Source organism: Streptomyces laurentii (assembly GCF_040635425.1).
Taxonomy (GTDB): domain Bacteria; phylum Actinomycetota; class Actinomycetes; order Streptomycetales; family Streptomycetaceae; genus Streptomyces; species Streptomyces laurentii.
On sequence record NZ_JBEYHT010000002.1, the window covers coordinates 202,632 to 219,146 of the forward strand.

Sequence of the window (16,515 nt, forward strand, 5' to 3'; positions counted from 1 at the left end):
GCGGGGGCCGGGGCCGGGCTCAGTGTTCGAAGCGGTACCCCATGCCCGGTTCGGTGACGAAGTGCCGCGGGTGCGAGGGGTCGCGCTCCAGCTTCCGCCGCAGCTGCGCCATGTACACGCGCAGGTAGTTGGTCTCGGTGCCGTACGAGGGGCCCCAGACCTCCTGGAGCAGCTGCTTCTGGCTGACCAGCCGGCCGCTGTTGCGGACCAGGACTTCGAGCAGGTGCCACTCGGTGGGGGTGAGCCGGACGTCCTTGCCGTCGCGCTGGACCTTCTTGGCGGCCAGGTCGACGGTGAAACCGCCGGTCTCGACGACCACGGCGCCGTCCTCGGGGCCGCCGACCGGCTCGGCCCGGCGGACCGCGGCGCGCAGCCGGGCCAGCAGCTCGTCCATGCCGAACGGCTTGGTGACGTAGTCGTCGGCGCCCGCGTCCAGGGCCTCGACCTTCTCGTCGGAGGTCTGCCGGGCGGACAGCACGAGGATCGGCACGCGGGTCCAGCCGCGCAGCCCCTTGATGACGTCGACGCCGTCCATGTCGGGCAGGCCGAGGTCGAGGACGACGACATCGGGGTGGCGCTCGGCGGCGAGCCGGAGGGCGGTGGCGCCGTCGGGCGCCGCGTCGACCTCGTACTTCCGTGCCTTGAGGTTGATCACCAGGGCGCGGACGATCTGAGGCTCGTCGTCGACCACGAGGACCCGGGTCATGGAGGGCCTTCCTGTTCGGGGTTCAGGGGGCGGAGGGGCGGGAGCGGGGGGCGGGAGCGGGGGGGGCGGGAGCGGGGGGCGGGAGCGGGGGGGGCGGGAGCGGGGGGCGGGAGCGGGGGGCGGAGATCCAGGACTACGGGGACGGTGTCACGGAGTCACGCGTCGTACGGACGCGGGGCCCGGGTCACGTGAGGGTGCGCGCGGACGTCGGGCGCTCGGCCGCCGCTCCGGGCGGGGGCGGCGCGGGGCTCTGCGGCGCGGTCCGCAGGGTGAGGACCATGGTGAGGCCGCCGCCCGGGGTGTCCTCGGCGTTCAGGGTGCCGCCCATGGCCTCGACGAAGCCGCGGGCGACCGGGAGCCCGAGGCCGACGCCGGAGCCGCGCGGGGCGTCGCCGAAGCGCTGGAAGGGCTCGAAGATGCCGTCCTTGCCCTCGTCGGGGACGCCGGGGCCGCGGTCGGTCACCCGCAGTTCGAGGCGTTCGCCGAGCACGCTGGCGGCGACGAGGACGGGGACGCCCTCGGGGCTGTACTTGACGGCGTTCTCGACGATGTTGGCGACGGACCGCTCCAGGAGGCCGCGGTCGACGGCGACCATGGGCAGGGTCTCGGGGATGTCGAGTTCGACGCTGCCGTCGGGGACGCCGCCGAGGGCCATCGGCACGACCTCGTCGAGGTCGGTGGGGCGGATCAGCGGGGTGACGGTGCCGGTCTGGAGCCGGGACATGTCGAGCAGGTTGCCCACAAGGTGGTCGAGCCGGTCCGCGCCCTCCTCGATGCCTTCGAGGAGGACGGCCTTGTCCTCCTCGGACCACTCGACGTCGTCGGAGCGCAGCGAGGTGACCGAGGCCTTGATGCCGGCGAGCGGGGTGCGCAGGTCGTGGCTGACGGCGGCGAGCAGCGAGGTGCGGATCTTGTTGCCCTCGGCGAGCTTGCGGGCCTCCTCGGCCTCGTCGACGAGCCGCTGGCGGTCGAGGAAGACGGCGGCCTGGGCGGCGAAGGCGCCGAGGACGCGGCGGTCCTCGGCGGGCAGCACCCGGCCGCTCAGGGCGAGCGCGAGATGGTCGCCGACGGGCATGTCCACGTCGGCGTCCTCGGGACGTTCGACCGGGTGGGCGCCGACACTGGCGGCGCAGGTCCACGGTTCGAGGTCGCCGGAGCGTTCCAGGAGGGCGACGGACTCCATGGAGAAGGTCTCCCGGACCCGTTCGAGCAGCGCCTCCAGACCGGTCTCGCCCTCGGGCTGGGCCGCGGGGATCCCGAGGCGCAGCACGCTGCCCGCCAGATAGGACAGGACCTCGGCCTCGGCGCGCAGCCGGGCGGCCTGGTGCGTGCGGCGGGCGGCCAGGTCGACGACGGAGGCCACCGACATGCCGACGCCGAAGAAGACGGCGATGGCGACGATGTTCTTGGGGTCGGCGACGGTCAGCCGGTGCAGCGGCGGGGTGAAGAACCAGTTGAGCAGGACCGAGCCGAAGGCCGCCGCCGCGAGGGCCGGCAGGAAGCCGCCGAGGAGGGCGGAGGCGACGGTCAGGGCGAGGAAGAGCAGCATGTCGTTGGCGAGACCGAGGTCCGCGTCGACATGGGTGAGCAGCAGGCTGAGCAGGATGGGGCCGGCGACGCCGACCACCCAGCCCCACAGGATCCGGGCGCGGCCGAGCCGGGCGCCGCGGGCGACGGGCAGGCCGCGGCCCTTGGCGGCCTCCTCGTGGGTGACGATGTGGACGTCGAGGTCGGGGCCGGAGTCGCGGGCGACGGTCTGGCCGACGCCGGGGCCGAAGATGTACTGCCAGGAGCGGCGGCGGCTGGAGCCGAGGACGATCTGGGTGGCGTTGACGCCGCGGGCGAACTCCAGGAGCGCGGACGGCACATCGTCGCCTATGACGTGGTGGAACGTTCCGCCGAGGTCTTCGACGAGGGTCCGCTGGTCGGCCAGCTCCTTGGGGGACGCGGAGGTCAGGCCGTCGCTGCGGGAGATGTAGACGGCGAGCACCTCGCCGCCCGCGCCCTTCTCGGCGAGGCGGGTGGCGCGGCGTATGAGCGTGCGGCCCTCGGGGCCGCCGGTGAGGCCGACGACGATCCGCTCACGGGCCTGCCAGGTGGAGCGGATGTTGTGCTCGCCGCGGTACTGGCGCAGGTACTCGTCGACCCGGTCGGCCGTCCAGAGCAGCGCCAGCTCGCGCAGGGCGGTCAGGTTGCCCGGGCGGAAGTAGTTGGACAGGGCCGCGTCGACCTTGTCGGGCTTGTAGATGTTGCCGTGCGCCATGCGCCGCCGCAGGGCCTGCGGCGACATGTCGACCAGCTCGATCTGGTCGGCGCGGCGGACGATCTCGTCCGGGACGGTCTCCTGCTGCCGTACGCCCGTGATCGACTCGACGACGTCGCCCAGCGACTCCAGGTGCTGGATGTTGACCGTCGCTATGACGTCGATGCCGGCCGCGAGCAGCTCCTCCACGTCCTGCCAGCGCTTGGGGTTGCGCGAGCCGGGCACGTTGGTGTGTGCCAGCTCGTCGACCAGCGCGACGGCCGGATGGCGGGCCAGGACGGCGTCGATGTCCATCTCGGGGAAGCTGGTCCCCCGGTACGCGATCTCCCGGCGCGGCACCGTCTCCAGACCGTGCAGCATGACCTCGGTACGGGGCCGGTCGTGGTGCTCGACGAACGCGACCACGCAGTCCGTGCCGCGCTCCACGCGCCGGTGCCCCTCGGAGAGCATCGCGTACGTCTTGCCGACGCCGGGTGCCGCCCCCAGGTAGATCCGTAGCTTGCCGCGTCCCATGGCTTGACCTTACGTCCAGCCAAACGGACATTCCGCACGGGTGTGCCCGGCCGGGGCCGTCTTGACGTGATCCTGACGCACGGCCACGCCGGGCTCCGGCCGGGGGAAGGTACGCGGGCGGTCAGTGCTCGATGATCTCTCCGTCGCTCAGTTCGAGGACGCGGTCGGCGAGGCCGAGGAGCTGGGCGTCGTGGGTGGCGACCAGGGCCGTGCAGCCCTCGCTGCGGACCACGGCCCGCAGCAGTTCCATGACGGCGAGACCGGTCTCGGCGTCGAGCTGGCCGGTCGGCTCGTCGGCGATCAGCAGCGCGGGCCGGTTGGCGAGGGCGCGGGCGATGGCGACGCGCTGCTGCTGGCCGCCGGACAGTTCCCCGGGGCGCTGGGACGTGTGGTCGGCGAGCCCCACCAGGGCGAGCAGCAGGGCGACCCGCTCCTCCCGCTCCTTGGGGTCGGCGCGGCTCAGCCGCAGCGGCACGCCGACGTTCTCGGCGGCGGACAGGATCGGTATCAGGCCGAAGGACTGGAAGATGAATCCGATCCGGTCGCGGCGCAGCTCCAGGAGCCCTTCCTCGCCGAGTCCGGCGAGGTCGACGCCGTCGATGACGATGCGGCCCTGGTCGGCGCTGTCGAGCCCGCCGACGAGGTTGAGCAGGGTGGTCTTGCCGGAGCCCGAGCGCCCCTTGAGGGCTACCAGCTCGCCGCGCGGGATGTCGAAGGAGACTCCGCGCAGGGCGTGTACGGCGGCCTCGCCCGTCCCGTACGAGCGGTGCAGGTTCTCCACCCGGACCATCGGCGCCTCCGCCGGGTCCTCCATGACGGCCGCGCCCGTGCGCGCGTTGCTCTCGGTCACCGTGATACCCCCTGGTTCGAACGTGTGCGCCGCCAGTATGGGCCGAGGTCGGCGGCCGGTGCCAGGGCTGTGGAAAACCCGATGGGCCGCTCCCGTCCCACCCGTACGGACGTACGGGCAGGCGGAGGCGGCCCATCAAGCCTTGTCCGACGGTCGACCGGGCGGATCCGCCCAGGTCAGCGCGGTCAGCGGATCTCGGAGATCTCCGGTCCGCGCTGGAGCTGGCCCATGCCGCCGGAGAACCGGGAGCCGGCCTGCTCCTCCTGCTGCACGCCGTCCGGCACCATCTGCGCGTCGTTCGGCAGCTTGAGGACGATCGGGTCGCGCGGGGCCATCGGGCCGTCGCCGCGGACGACCACGGTGTCGCGGACGATCTGCTCCAGCAGACCCGCGGCCTCGGGCTGCACCGCGCCCTGGCCGGAGATCACTCCGCGCAGGAACCAGCGGGGGCCGTCGACGCCGACGAAGCGCACCCGCTGCACGCCCCGGTTGCCGTCGGGCAGCTGCACGGGCACCTGGGCCCGCAGCTCCCAGCCCAACGGGCCCTCGAGCTCCTCGATGGCGCCACCCTGCTGGGTGATGCCCTCGGCGATCTCGTCGCGGACCTCGCCCCAGATGCCTTCCTTCTTGGGCGCGGCGAACGCCTGGAGCTGTACGGCGCTGTCGCGCAGCACGACGGTGGCCGCGACGATCGCGTCGCCCGCCACCTCCACACGCAGCTCCATGCCCTCCACGCCCGGCACGAAGATGCCGCCGAGGTCGACGCGGCCTTCCTCCGGCTTGCCGACCTCGGAGATGTCCCAGGGACCGTCGGGCCGCGGGGCCGGCGGAAGGTTCACCCGGCGGGTCCCCTTACCGGCTTCGCCCGCGTCGTCCGAGTCGACCGAGTCGACGGAATCGACGACCTGCTCGGCCTCGCCCGCCGCGTCCTCGGCGGCACCGCTCTTCTTGCGACGTCCGAACACGTCACTGTCCTTCCCGGTCGGATACGACCGAAGCGTATCGATTCCCACCCGTGGTGCCGTCCACGGCGGCATGACCGCCGGTGGACCCGAAGCCCCCCTCGGCCCGCGCGGAGCCGGGAAGTTCCGCCACCTCGTGGAAGCGCACCTTCTCGACCTGCTGGACGACGAGCTGGGCAATCCGGTCGAACCGTTCGAACCGCACGGTCTCGCGCGGATCGAGATTGACCACGATCACCTTGATCTCTCCACGGTACCCGGCATCGACCGTCCCTGGGGCATTCACGAGGGCCAGACCGCAGCGAGCGGCCAGGCCGGAGCGCGGATGCACGAAGGCGGCGTAGCCGTCGGGCAGGGCGAGGGAGATCCCGGTGGGCAGGACGGCCCGTTCCCCGGGGGCGAGCTCGGCGGCCTCGGTGGTCACGAGGTCGGCGCCGGCGTCGCCCGGATGCCCGTAGGACGGGATCGGCACCTCCGGGTCGAGGCGGCGGAGGAGTACGTCGACGGGAGGGCGCATCAGGGGTTCACCTCGAAGGCGCGAGCGCGCCGGACCTGGTCGGGGTCGGACATGGCCGCCCGGATCTCCTCCGGGCGTCCGTTGTCGATGAAGTGGTCGACCTTGACCTCGACGAAGAGGCCGTCCGCGCGGACGGCGACGGGGCCGTCGGGCCCGCCGATCCGGCCGACGGCGGTCGAGTAGATCTTGCGGCCGTGTACGGCGGTGACCTCGGCCGCGAGGTGGAGCACCGTGCCGACCGGGACGGGCCGCGCGAAGTCGGTCTCCAGGCGTCCGGTCACGGCGATGACCCGCAGCAGCCAGTTCAGGGAGCCGAGGGTCTCGTCGAGCGCGGTGGCGAGCACGCCGCCGTGCGCGAGGCCGGGGGCGCCCTGGTGGTCCGGGGTCACGGTGAACTCCGCGGTGACGTTCACGCCCTCGCCCGCGCGCGCCTCCAGATGCAGCCCGTGGGGCTGCCCGCCGCCGCACCCGAAGCAGTGCTCGTAGTGCGAACCGATGATCTCGCCGGGGGCGGGTGCGTCGGGGTGGCGTACCGGCGGTATGGCCTCGGCCGGCGGCGTCAGGGCGGGGGAAGTTCCAGTCACAGGCGCAGACCTTACCCGCGAGGTGGGGCGCGGGTCGCGCCGTGCCAAGCTTGGACGTATGCAGCAGCCTTCCGCATCGTCCTCCGGACAGCCCTCCGCTCAGCCCGCGGCACAGCCTGCGGCACCGGCCTACGACGAGCGGCTCACCGCTCCCGGTTCGTGGTGGGTGATCGTGTTCCTGTTCGGCCTGTCCGGCGGTCTGATCATGCTCCCGCTCGGCACGGTCCCGATGCTCGGCGGTCTGATCGTCGCGGCGGCGCTCGCGGCGTCGATGGTCTCCTCGTACGGCTCGGCCCGGATCCGCGTCGTGGCGGGTTCGCTGGTGGCCGGGGACGCCCGGATCCCGGTCGCGGCGCTCGGTACGCCCGAGGTGCTGGACGCCGAGGAGGCGCGGGCCTGGCGCACCCACCGGGCCGACCTGCGGGCCTTCATGGTGATGCGCGGCTACGTGCCGCGGGCGGTGCGGGTCGAGGTGACGGACCCGTCGGACCCCACGCCGTACGTCTACCTGTCCAGCCGCGACCCGGAGGCGCTGGCGGCGGCCCTGGAGGCGGCCCGCGGCGACGCCGCGTAGCCCGGAGCACCACAAGGAGCCGTCACGGGGGCCGTACGCCCGCGTGGCGGCTCGACGGTCTCAGGGGCTCGGGGACGGGGCTCGGGGACTCAGAAGTCCTCGATGTCGAAGTCGATCGCCTCGGGAAGCTCCGGGCGCTTCGACTGTTCCAGGGGCGGCAGCGCCGCGAGGCGGTCCCAGGGCACCTGCCGTTCGCGCAGGTCCTTGCGGATGCGGGCGGCGAGCTTCCTGGTGTCGCGCCGGTTCATGACGGCGCCGACGGCCGCGCCCACCAGGAACGGGGTGAGGTTCGGGACGTTGCGCACCGTCCGCCGCATGATCTGCTGGCGCAGTTCGCGCTTGAGCTGGCCGCCGAAGGCCGCGTTGACGGTGGTCAGACTGGTGGCCAGATTGCCGGGGTCGAGTCCGCGCTCCTCCGACCAGGAGGTCAGGTACGCGGTCGAGCGCTGGGTGAGCGTGCCGGGCGGCCGTACGCCGTAGAGCTCGTGCAGCTCGGCGATGAGCTTCAGCTCGATGGCGGCGACGCCGGTGATCTCGGTGGCGAGCTCGGCGGGCAGCGCGGGCGGTACGGGCAGCATGGCGGCGGCTCCGACGCCGGCGCCCACGGTGGCGCTGGCCCTGGCCGCGCCGTTGACGAGCTTGTCGGCGATCTGCTCGGGCCCGAGGCCGGGGAACTGCCGGCGCAGGGTCTGCAGGTCCCGTACGGGAACGCGCGGGGCTATGTCGATGACGCGGTCCGCGAGATAGCCGAGGCCCGCCTTGGCGCCCTGGCCGCCACGCTGGACGCCGCGCCGTACGGCCTCGATGCGGGCGCTGTCGATCCTGAGGCGGTCGAGCCGGACGCGCGCGGGGTTGGCCACCCGCTTGCGTGCGTCGCTGGTGACCCGCTGGAGGACGCCTCGCTTGCGGGCGTCGCCGGAGCGGTCGCCCTCGTCACGCTCCGCGCCGTCACGATCCGCGCTGTCACTGGGGGGGCCGTCGCGGTCGGGGCCTGGAACGTCACGCTCGGGGGCCTCGCCCCGCGGACCGGTGTCCTGGGGGTCGGCGCCCTGGGGGGCGTCTCCGTCGGGAGTGCTCCGGAACAAGGTCCGGGGAAGCTTACGGAGGGTGTTCCGGGCGGCACCGCCGCGCCGGCCCTCCTCCGGGTCGGGCCGACGAGCGGCCCCGTGCGGCGCGTCCGCTGCTTCGAGCGAGGCCTGATGGCCTCGCCCGTCGTCACGTGCGCCAGGTGCGGGCAGGTGGGCGGAGTGCTCGGCCGAGGAATCGTCGTGGACGTCCTTGGCCGGGCCTGAGCCGCCCTGGTACGCCTCCGGCCTCCCGGGGAGCCGGAGCCGTCGCTTCCGAGACGGTGTGTCGCCTGCCACGGCGGTCAGCCCTCAGTCGCAGTCGCGGCAGATCGGCTGGCCGTTCTTCTCCCGCGCCAGCTGGCTGCGGTGGTGCACGAGGAAGCAGCTCATGCAGGTGAACTCGTCGGCCTGCTTGGGCAGGACCCGGACGGCCAGTTCCTCGTTCGAGAGGTCTGCGCCCGGGAGCTCCAGGCCCTCTGCGGCCTCGAACTCGTCGACGTCGACGGTCGAGGTCGACTTGTCGTTCCGGCGGGCCTTCAGTTCTTCAAGGCTGTCCGAGTCGACGTCGTCGTCGGTCTTGCGTGGGGTGTCGTAATCCGTTGCCATGTCGCTCTCCCCCTCTGGGTGGTTGCGGTGTCTCCAGCGCACGTAACGCGTGAGAGGCCGGACTTGTGCCCGACCCGAGGCGGAGATTTTGCCTCACATCAAGGTCTGTTACTCAATCGACACCCAATCCGCCCCCTCACGAGTGAGCGGCTTTGGGTGGCGAACCGGACCGTACACGGTCCTTCGACCCTCCTTCACGGGTGCCACCCCGTGTACTTCCCGCCATTCAGGCCCTTGAAAACCCGGACTTTTCCGGGCTTTTCGGGGGAATTCTCGATCACGGAGAGTGGAGGGCCGGACACTCATTCCTGTGATCGATCACACAGGACCACCTCAGGAATGAGAACCGGAAATTCCGCGCAAGGCGAACAAATCCGTTCGGCTCGCACAGTGTAGTCAGATCGGAAGTGTGACGCGCATCACGAGCCCGCCCCCTTCCCTGGGCTCCGCGATGATACGGCCGCCGTGGGCGCGCGCGACGGATCGCGCGATCGACAGCCCGAGACCGACGCCCTTGTCGCTGCCCGTGCGCTCCTGCCGGAGCCGCCGGAATGGCTCGAAAATGTTGTCGATCTCGTACGCGGGGACCACGGGCCCGGTGTTCGTCACCACCAGCTCGGCCTGGCCGTTCGAGGTGTCCGTGGCGACCTCCACCCAGCCGTCCTCCGGCACGTTGTACCGGACGGCGTTCTGCACCAGGTTCAGGGCGATCCGCTCCAGCAGGACGCCGTTGCCCTGGACCACCGCCGGAGCCCGCTCGCCCCGGATCTCCACGCCCTTGGCCTCCGCCTCGGCGTGCGTCTGGTCGACCGCCCGCGAGGCGACCTCGGCGAGGTCCACCGGCTTGCGCTCGACGATCTCGTTGTCGCTGCGGGCCAGCAGCAGCAGGCCCTCGACCAGCTGCTCGCTGCGCTCGTTGGTGGCGAGCAGGGTCTTGCCGAGCTGCTGGAGCTCCACCGGCGCCGCCGGATCGGAGAGCTGGACCTCCAGGAGCGTGCGGTTGATCGCGAGCGGGGTGCGCAGCTCGTGCGAGGCGTTCGCGACGAAGCGCTGCTGGGCGGTGAAGGCGCGCTCCAGCCGTTCCAGCATCTCGTCGAAGGTGTCGGCCAGCTCCTTGAGCTCGTCGTCCGGGCCGTCCAGCTCGATCCGCCGGGACAGGTCGGAGCCGGCCACCTGGCGGGCGGTACGGGTGATCCGGCCCAGCGGGGAGAGCACCCGGCCGGCCATCGCGTACCCGAAGGCGAAGGCGATGATGCTGAGGCCGAGCAGCGCGAACAGGGAGCGCCGCAGCAGGTCGTCCAGGGCCAGGTCGCTCTGGTGCCGCAGACACATGCTCACGGCGTTGTTGAGCTGCTCGCCGGTGGAGTTGTCCGGCAGCCGGCACGAGTCGTTGGTCGCCGTGACGGTGCCGCTGACCACCTTGAAGGGCAGTTCGATGGCATCGCGCAGGGCCTGCGCGGTGAACAGGTAGATGATCGCCAGCAGCAGGATGCCGGCGATCAGGAACATCCCGCCGTACAGCAGGGTGAGCCTTATCCGGATCGTCGGACGCAGCAGCGGGCGGACCGGGTCCCGGGGGTCCCAGGTCGGCTTCGGGGGCGCGTGCAGGGGCGCCGGGGACTGGGCCATCGGATCAGATCCGGTATCCCGAGCCGGGGACGGTGACGATGACCGGGGGCTCGCCCAGCTTGCGGCGCAGGGTCATCACGGTGACCCGGACGACGTTGGTGAACGGGTCCGTGTTCTCGTCCCAGGCCTTCTCCAGGAGCTGCTCGGCCGAGACGACCGCGCCCTCGCTGCGCATCAGCACCTCCAGGACCGCGAATTCCTTTGGCGCCAGCTGGACCTCCTTGCCGTCGCGGAAGACCTCGCGCCGGTTGGGGTCGAGCCGGATGCCGGCGCGCTCCAGGACGGGCGGCAGCGGGACGGACGTACGGCGGCCCAGCGCGCGGACGCGCGCGATGAGCTCGCTGAAGGCGAACGGCTTCGGGAGGTAGTCGTCGGCACCCAGCTCCAGGCCCTCGACGCGGTCGCTGACGTCGCCGGAGGCGGTCAGCATCAGGATCCGGGTCGGCATGCCGATCTCGACGATCTTGCGGCAGACGTCGTCACCGTGGACCAGGGGGAGGTCGCGGTCGAGGACGACGACGTCGTAGTCGTTGACCCCGACCCGCTCCAGGGCGGCGGCGCCGTCGTACACGACATCGACCGCCATGGCCTCCCGGCGCAGTCCGGTGGCCACCGCATCCGCGAGCAGCTGCTCGTCCTCGACGACGAGTACGCGCACGTCTGTCCATCCTTTCCTGGGCCCTGATCCTGGGAACGGACGGGCGGTCTCACGCACTGACTGTGCGTGTCCATCCTGCCCCGAACGCGCGTAAACCGGCTGTAAGGCGGCGGTGCCGGGCCCCTCGGGGGCCGGCCGGCGGCAGTCCGGCGGGGCGGGCCCGCCAGGTGGGGTGGCGGGGGCCGTGGCGGATGGTGGCGCCTCCGTGGCGGGCGGCACCGCGGAGAATTCATCTGATTCTCGGCCCGGTTGAGGTTTCTCTGAGGAAACGGCTGGGGAGGACGTCTGCACACCCCGCGATCACGCCCGTAGACGGCGCCACGTCGTCGACCACTCTCTGTCCCCCAGGGGAAGCGGAGCGTGATGCGACCACCCCAGGCACTCCCCGTGCCACCGACCCACGACGAGGGGGCGCACGATGGACGCTTTCACCGCAGGACTGCTGCACCGCATCAGGACCACCCAGTCCGACCTCACGCGCGCTCGTGAGACGGGCGACGACTTCCTCGCGGACGTCGAGCAGGCCGAGCTGGACGACCTGCATCGCCTCGCCGCCGAACACGGCGTGGAGGTCGGCGCACCCCGCGCCTGACCCACCGACCTGACCGAGGCCCCCGGAGTCACCGACTCCGGGGGCCTCGGTCATGCGCGGCCGGACTCCGGCAGGGCTCCGGCCGGAGTCCACCGGAACCCGGCCGTCACTCCGGCAGGGCTCCCCTCGCACTCCGCTCGCGTGTTCTCCAGGCGGCGGGCTCAGTCGTGCCAGGCGCCCGCTTCCTCAAGGAGTTCCTGGAGCACTCCGAAGATCCCCGCCGACGCCGCCAGGGTCAGCTCGCCGGACGGCAGGTCGCCCGGACGGCCGCCGGTCAGCGCCCCGGCCTCACGGGCTATCAGGTCGCCCGCCGCATAGTCCCACGGGTTCAGACCGCGTTCGTAGTACGCGTCGAGACGGCCGGCGGCGACATCGCACAGGTCGATGGCGGCGGACCCGGCCCGCCGGATGTCCCGGACCTGCGGGATGAGGCGCTGGGCCACGTCGGCCTGGTGGGCACGGCGTTCCTGGAGGTAGCCGAAGCCTGTGGCGACCAGGGCCTGGCTCAGTTCCGGCGACGGCCGGGTGGCCAGACGCCGCTCGCCGAGCCACGCGCCACGGCCGCGGACCGCGTGGAAGGTCTCGCCGCGCGAGGGGACCTCGACGACGCCGACGACGGTCTCGCCGTCCTGTTCGGCGGCGATGGAGACGGACCAGGCCGGCAGCCCGTAGAGGTAGTTCACGGTGCCGTCGAGCGGGTCGACGATCCAGCGGATCCCGCTGGTGCCCGGGGTGGACGCGCCCTCCTCGCCGAGCACCCCGTCGTCCGGGCGGTGCTCGTCGAGGAAGTCGGTGATCAGCCGTTCCGCCGCGATGTCCATCTCGGTGACCACGTCGATGGCGCTCGACTTCGTCCGGGCCACCGCCAGGTCGTCGGGCCGCCCGTCGCGCAGCAGGGCGCCGGCCCGGCGCCCTGCCTCCAGGGCCAGGTCGAGGAGTTCGGACAGCAGGGGGTCGGTCACAGGACGTCTCCTTGGGCGTATCGGCGTTCTCGGGGGACCTGAGAGGCTCGGGCGGCTCGGGCTCGGGTGACTCGGGTGACTCGGATGGCTCGGGGGTCGCGCGGCATCGCGGTGACCAGCGCGTCAGGCGTACGGACTGTCGGCGCCGGCCGCGGCCGGCCGCTCCGCCCGGGCCGGGCAGCAGCCGATGGGGCACAGGTCGTGGGACGGCCCGAGCGTACCGAGGGCGCAGCGGGCGACCCGCTGCCCGCGCTCGGTCGCGGCCCGTTCCAGGACCAGTTCGCGCACGGCCGCGGCGAACCGCGGGTCGGCCCCGACGGTGGCCGAGCGCCGTACCGGAAGCCCCAGCTCGGCGGCCTTGGCGGTGGCCTCGGTGTCGAGGTCGTACAGGACCTCCATGTGGTCCGAGACGAAGCCGATGGGCACCATGACGGCGGCCGGGACGCCCGCGCCGTGCAGCTGCTCCAGGTGCTCGCAGATGTCCGGTTCCAGCCACGGGATGTGCGGGGCGCCGCTGCGGGACTGGTAGACGAGCCGCCAGGGGTGGTCGACGCCGGTCTCCTCGCGGACCGCGTCGGCGATCAGCCGGGCGATGTCGAGGTGCTGCTTCACATAGGCACCGCCGTCGCCGTGGTCGGCGACCGTGCCGGAGGAGTCGGCGGCGGACTCGGGGATGGAGTGGGTGGTGAAGGCGAGGTGGGCGCCCGACCGCAGCGACGGGTCGAGGTCGTCGAGCGCGGCGAGGACGCCGTCGATCATCGGGCGGACGAAGCCGGGGTGGTTGAAGTAGTGCCGGAGCTTGTCGACGCGGGGCAGCGGCAGACCCTCCGCTTCCAGCGTGGCGAGCGCGTCGGCGAGGTTCTCGCGGTACTGCCGGCAGCCGGAGTAGGAGGCGTACGCGCTGGTGGCGAGGACGGCGATATGGCGCCGCCCGTCGGTGATCATCTCGCGCAGGGTGTCGATGAGGTACGGCGCCCAGTTCCGGTTGCCCCAGTAGACCGGCAGGTCGAGGCCGGACTCGGCGAAGTCGGCGCGCAGCGCGTCGAGCAGGGCACGGTTCTGCGCGTTGATGGGGCTGACGCCGTCGAAGAGGAAGTAGTGGCGGCCCACTTCCTTCAGCCGTTCCTTGGGGATGCCGCGGCCGCGGGTCACGTTCTCCAGGAACGGGACCACGTCGTCCGGGCCCTCGGGACCACCGAAGGAGAGCAGCAACAGGGCGTCGTACGGGGCGGGATCGAGCTCGTCGGACATGCCCCGATCCTCCCACCCCTCCCCCGCCCGCGGTGGGCAGGGCCCCGCGGGACCGGTGGCGCGACCTGGCCAAAAGCAAGTGACGGCACGACTACAGGCCGTAGGCTTCGGCACGTCGTCGCATGTGCCGGGCCGACCGCGCCCTGGTCGTGCCCAGACCGCCCGGCGACAGGTCCTGCGGGGGCGGACGCGGCTGCCCGCCCGAGCCCGGAGTACCACCTTGGCCAGTCCCTATCGCCAGCTCTTCGCGACCCCCGGCACCGCGTCGTTCTCCGTCGCCGGCTTCCTCGGACGGATGCCGGTGTCCATGATGGGCGTCGGCATCGTGACCATGATCTCGCAGGTCACGGGGCGGTACGGGCTGGCGGGAGCGCTCTCCGCGACCCTGGCCATGTCCGCCGCCGCGATCGGCCCGCGGATCTCCCGGCTCGTCGACCGGCACGGGCAGCGGCGGGTGCTGCGCCCGACGGCCCTGGCCGCGCTGGCGGCGGCCACGGGCCTGCTGCTCTGCGTCCGGCTCGGGGCCCCGGACTGGACCCTGTTCCTGTTCACCGCGTGCGTGGGCTGTGTGCCGAGCCTCGGCGCGATGGTCCGGGCCCGCTGGACGAACCTCTACCGGGGCGACGCACGGCGGCTGCACACCGCGTACTCGTGGGAGTCGATCGTCGACGAGATGGTCTTCATCCTCGGCCCGATCATCTCCATCGGTCTGTCCACCACCTGGTTCCCCCAGGCGGGACCGGTCCTCGCGGGCCTCTTCCTCGCCCTCGGCGTCTTCTGGCTGACCTCGCAGCGGGCGACCGAACCGCCGCCGCACCCGCGCGGGACGGTCGCCGGCGGCTCCGCGCTGCGCTCGCCCGGCCTGCGGATCCTCGCCCTGGCCTTCGTCGCCACGGGCGCCGTCTTCGGCTCGGTGGACGTCGTGACGGTCGCCTTCGCCGAGGAGCGCGGCCACAAGGCCGCGGCCAGCCTGGTCCTCGCCGTCTACGCGCTGGGATCCTGCACCGCGGGCGTGGTCTTCGGGCTGCTCCACCTCAAGAGCGAGGCGTCGAAGCGGTGGCTCGCGGGGCTCGTCGCGATGGCCGTGAGTATTATCCCCCTCCTACTGGCCGGGAACCTGCTGTTGCTGGCCGTGGCGCTCTTTGTCGCGGGCCTGTCCATCGCACCGACGATGGTGACGACCATGGCCCTCGTCGAAGCGCACGTACCGCGCGCCAAGCTGACCGAGGGCATGACCTGGACGAGTACCGGCCTCGCGATCGGCGTGGCGCTCGGCCTGTCGGCCGGCGGCTGGGTGGTCGACGCGTCCGGGGCGCGGACGGGGTACGTGGTGCCCGTCGTGGCGGGCGCGCTCGCGGTCGTGGTGGGGTTCCTGGGCCACCGCCGGCTGCGCGGGCCGGCGACACCGACGCGGGAGGGGCAGCCGGGTGAGCACGACGAGGACGGGTACGCGGGGGTCGGGGGGCAGCGGGACGGCGAGCGGCCCCTGGCGTAACTGGGCGGGCAATGTCACCGCCCGGCCCGTACGGGAGGTGAGTCCGGCCAGTGCCGAGGAGGTCGCCGAGGCCGTGCGGCGGGCGGCCGAGGACGGACTGCGGGTCAAGACGGTCGGCACCGGCCACTCGTTCACGCCGATCGCCGCGACCGACGGGGTGCTGATCCGGCCGGGGCTGCTGACCGGCATCCGCCGGATCGACCGCGAGGCGATGACGGTGACCGTGGAGTCCGGCACCCCGCTCAAGCGGCTCAACATGGCCCTGGCCCGGGAGGGCCTGTCGCTCACCAATATGGGCGACATCATGGAGCAGACGGTGGCCGGCGCCACGGCCACCGGCACCCATGGCACCGGCCGCGACTCGGCCTCCCTCGCCGCGCAGATCCGCGCGCTCGAGCTGGTCACCGCCGACGGGCGTCTGATGACCTGCTCGAAGGACGAGAACCCCGAGGTCTTCGCCGCCGCCCGGGTCGGGCTCGGCGCGCTCGGCGTCGTCACGGCGCTCACCTTCGCCGTGGAGCCGGTCTTCCTGCTCACCGCGCGCGAGGAACCCATGTCCTTCGATCGGGTGAGTGCGGAGTTCGACGAGCTGCACGCGGAGAACGAGCACTTCGAGTTCTACTGGTTCCCCCACACGGGCAACTGCAACACCAAGCGCAACAACCGCAGCGCGGGCCCCGCCGCCCCGGTCGGCCGCCTCGCCGGCTGGTTCGAGGACGAGTTCCTGTCCAACGGGGTCTTCCAGGCCGCCTGTTCGCTGGGCCGCGCCGTGCCGCCGGTGATCCCCTCGCTCGCCCGGCTGTCCAGCCGGGCCCTGTCGGCCCGTACGTACACCGACATCCCCTACAAGGTGTTCACCTCGCCGCGCCGGGTGCGCTTCCTGGAGATGGAGTACGCGCTGCCGCGGGCGGCGGCGGTCCCGGCGCTGCGCGAGCTGAAGGCCATGCTCGAACGCTCGCCGCTGAAGGTGAGCTTCCCCGTCGAGGTGCGGACGGCGCCCGCGGACGACATCACGCTGTCCACGGCCTCGGACCGGGACACCGCGTACATCGCCGTGCACCTCTACCAGGGCACGCCGCACCGCGCGTACTTCACCGCGGTGGAACGGCTCATGACCGCGCACGGCGGCCGGCCGCACTGGGGCAAGGTGCACACCAGGGACGCGGCCGCCTTCGCGGAGCTGTATCCGCGGTTCGGCGAGTTCACGACACTGCGGGACCGGCTCGACCCGGACCGGCGCTTCGGCAACGACTATCTGCGGCGGGTCCTGGGCGACTGACGCCCCG

16 protein-coding genes are annotated in these 16,515 nt (G+C 72.6%); 4 read left to right on the forward strand and 12 right to left on the reverse strand.

Annotation, left to right across the window (positions count from 1 at the left end):
* Nucleotides 1-19: 19 nt before the first annotated feature.
* The 6 genes from ABZ693_RS02345 to ABZ693_RS02370 all read right to left on the reverse strand — a co-directional run bounded on the left by ABZ693_RS02345 (nucleotide 20) and on the right by ABZ693_RS02370 (nucleotide 6,395).
* Nucleotides 20-706: a response regulator gene (locus ABZ693_RS02345; RefSeq protein WP_359872426.1), complete on the reverse strand. Its 687-nt coding sequence runs from the start codon at nucleotides 704-706 to the stop codon at nucleotides 20-22.
* Between the two features lie 184 nt (nucleotides 707-890).
* Nucleotides 891-3,482: a DUF4118 domain-containing protein gene (locus ABZ693_RS02350; protein ID WP_359872428.1), complete on the reverse strand. Its 2,592-nt coding sequence runs from the start codon at nucleotides 3,480-3,482 to the stop codon at nucleotides 891-893.
* 121 nt (nucleotides 3,483-3,603) lie between these two features.
* A complete protein-coding gene (locus ABZ693_RS02355) occupies nucleotides 3,604-4,296 on the reverse strand; it encodes an ABC transporter ATP-binding protein (RefSeq protein ID WP_381674092.1) in 693 nt (230 codons plus the stop codon).
* A 221-nt stretch (nucleotides 4,297-4,517) separates the two neighbouring features.
* Nucleotides 4,518-5,297, reverse strand: coding sequence for a DUF3710 domain-containing protein (locus ABZ693_RS02360; RefSeq protein ID WP_359872432.1), 780 nt, complete (start codon nucleotides 5,295-5,297; stop codon nucleotides 4,518-4,520).
* Nucleotide 5,298: 1 nt separating this feature from the next.
* Nucleotides 5,299-5,811 carry a dUTP diphosphatase gene (dut, locus tag ABZ693_RS02365; protein ID WP_359872434.1) on the reverse strand — a complete coding sequence of 171 codons (513 nt, stop codon included), beginning with the start codon at nucleotides 5,809-5,811 and terminating at the stop codon, nucleotides 5,299-5,301.
* The gene (locus tag ABZ693_RS02370) at nucleotides 5,811-6,395 is read right to left on the reverse strand and encodes a PaaI family thioesterase (protein WP_359872436.1); all 585 of its coding nucleotides are present in this window, start codon (nucleotides 6,393-6,395) and stop codon (nucleotides 5,811-5,813) included. The genes dut and ABZ693_RS02370 overlap by 1 nt, the downstream gene beginning before the upstream one ends.
* Before the next feature lie 58 nt (nucleotides 6,396-6,453).
* Between ABZ693_RS02370 and ABZ693_RS02375 the strand changes: the two genes are divergently transcribed.
* Nucleotides 6,454-6,969: a DUF3093 domain-containing protein gene (locus ABZ693_RS02375; protein ID WP_359872438.1), complete on the forward strand. Its 516-nt coding sequence runs from the start codon at nucleotides 6,454-6,456 to the stop codon at nucleotides 6,967-6,969.
* Between the two features lie 89 nt (nucleotides 6,970-7,058).
* On the opposite strand, the gene ABZ693_RS02380 is transcribed toward ABZ693_RS02375, so the two are convergent.
* The 4 genes from ABZ693_RS02380 to ABZ693_RS02395 all read right to left on the reverse strand — a co-directional run bounded on the left by ABZ693_RS02380 (nucleotide 7,059) and on the right by ABZ693_RS02395 (nucleotide 10,929).
* Nucleotides 7,059-8,054, reverse strand: coding sequence for a hypothetical protein (locus ABZ693_RS02380; protein ID WP_359872440.1), 996 nt, complete (start codon nucleotides 8,052-8,054; stop codon nucleotides 7,059-7,061).
* Nucleotides 8,055-8,345: 291 nt separating this feature from the next.
* On the reverse strand, nucleotides 8,346-8,642 hold the full coding sequence (locus ABZ693_RS02385) for a DUF4193 domain-containing protein (RefSeq protein ID WP_003955561.1): 297 nt from the start codon (nucleotides 8,640-8,642) through the stop codon (nucleotides 8,346-8,348).
* A 396-nt stretch (nucleotides 8,643-9,038) separates the two neighbouring features.
* The gene (locus tag ABZ693_RS02390) at nucleotides 9,039-10,271 is read right to left on the reverse strand and encodes a sensor histidine kinase (RefSeq protein ID WP_359872442.1); all 1,233 of its coding nucleotides are present in this window, start codon (nucleotides 10,269-10,271) and stop codon (nucleotides 9,039-9,041) included.
* Between the two features lie 4 nt (nucleotides 10,272-10,275).
* Nucleotides 10,276-10,929 carry a response regulator transcription factor gene (locus ABZ693_RS02395; protein ID WP_359872444.1) on the reverse strand — a complete coding sequence of 218 codons (654 nt, stop codon included), beginning with the start codon at nucleotides 10,927-10,929 and terminating at the stop codon, nucleotides 10,276-10,278.
* A gap of 418 nt (nucleotides 10,930-11,347) precedes the next feature.
* Between ABZ693_RS02395 and ABZ693_RS02400 the strand changes: the two genes are divergently transcribed.
* A complete protein-coding gene (locus tag ABZ693_RS02400; protein WP_359872446.1) occupies nucleotides 11,348-11,521 on the forward strand; it encodes a hypothetical protein in 174 nt (57 codons plus the stop codon).
* 161 nt (nucleotides 11,522-11,682) lie between these two features.
* Here ABZ693_RS02400 and ABZ693_RS02405 read toward each other — a convergent pair whose 3' ends face one another.
* The gene (locus ABZ693_RS02405) at nucleotides 11,683-12,483 is read right to left on the reverse strand and encodes an inositol monophosphatase family protein (protein WP_359872448.1); all 801 of its coding nucleotides are present in this window, start codon (nucleotides 12,481-12,483) and stop codon (nucleotides 11,683-11,685) included.
* Between the two features lie 123 nt (nucleotides 12,484-12,606).
* Nucleotides 12,607-13,734, reverse strand: coding sequence for a ferrochelatase (locus ABZ693_RS02410; protein WP_359872450.1), 1,128 nt, complete (start codon nucleotides 13,732-13,734; stop codon nucleotides 12,607-12,609).
* 220 nt (nucleotides 13,735-13,954) lie between these two features.
* Between ABZ693_RS02410 and ABZ693_RS02415 the strand changes: the two genes are divergently transcribed.
* Together ABZ693_RS02415 and ABZ693_RS02420 are read left to right on the forward strand one after the other, a co-directional pair.
* Nucleotides 13,955-15,229 carry an MFS transporter gene (locus ABZ693_RS02415; protein ID WP_359872452.1) on the forward strand — a complete coding sequence of 425 codons (1,275 nt, stop codon included), beginning with the start codon at nucleotides 13,955-13,957 and terminating at the stop codon, nucleotides 15,227-15,229.
* Entirely contained in the window at nucleotides 15,162-16,508 is a 1,347-nt protein-coding gene (locus ABZ693_RS02420) for a D-arabinono-1,4-lactone oxidase (protein ID WP_359872454.1), read from the forward strand. The genes ABZ693_RS02415 and ABZ693_RS02420 overlap by 68 nt, the downstream gene beginning before the upstream one ends.
* Nucleotides 16,509-16,515: the final 7 nt, after the last annotated feature.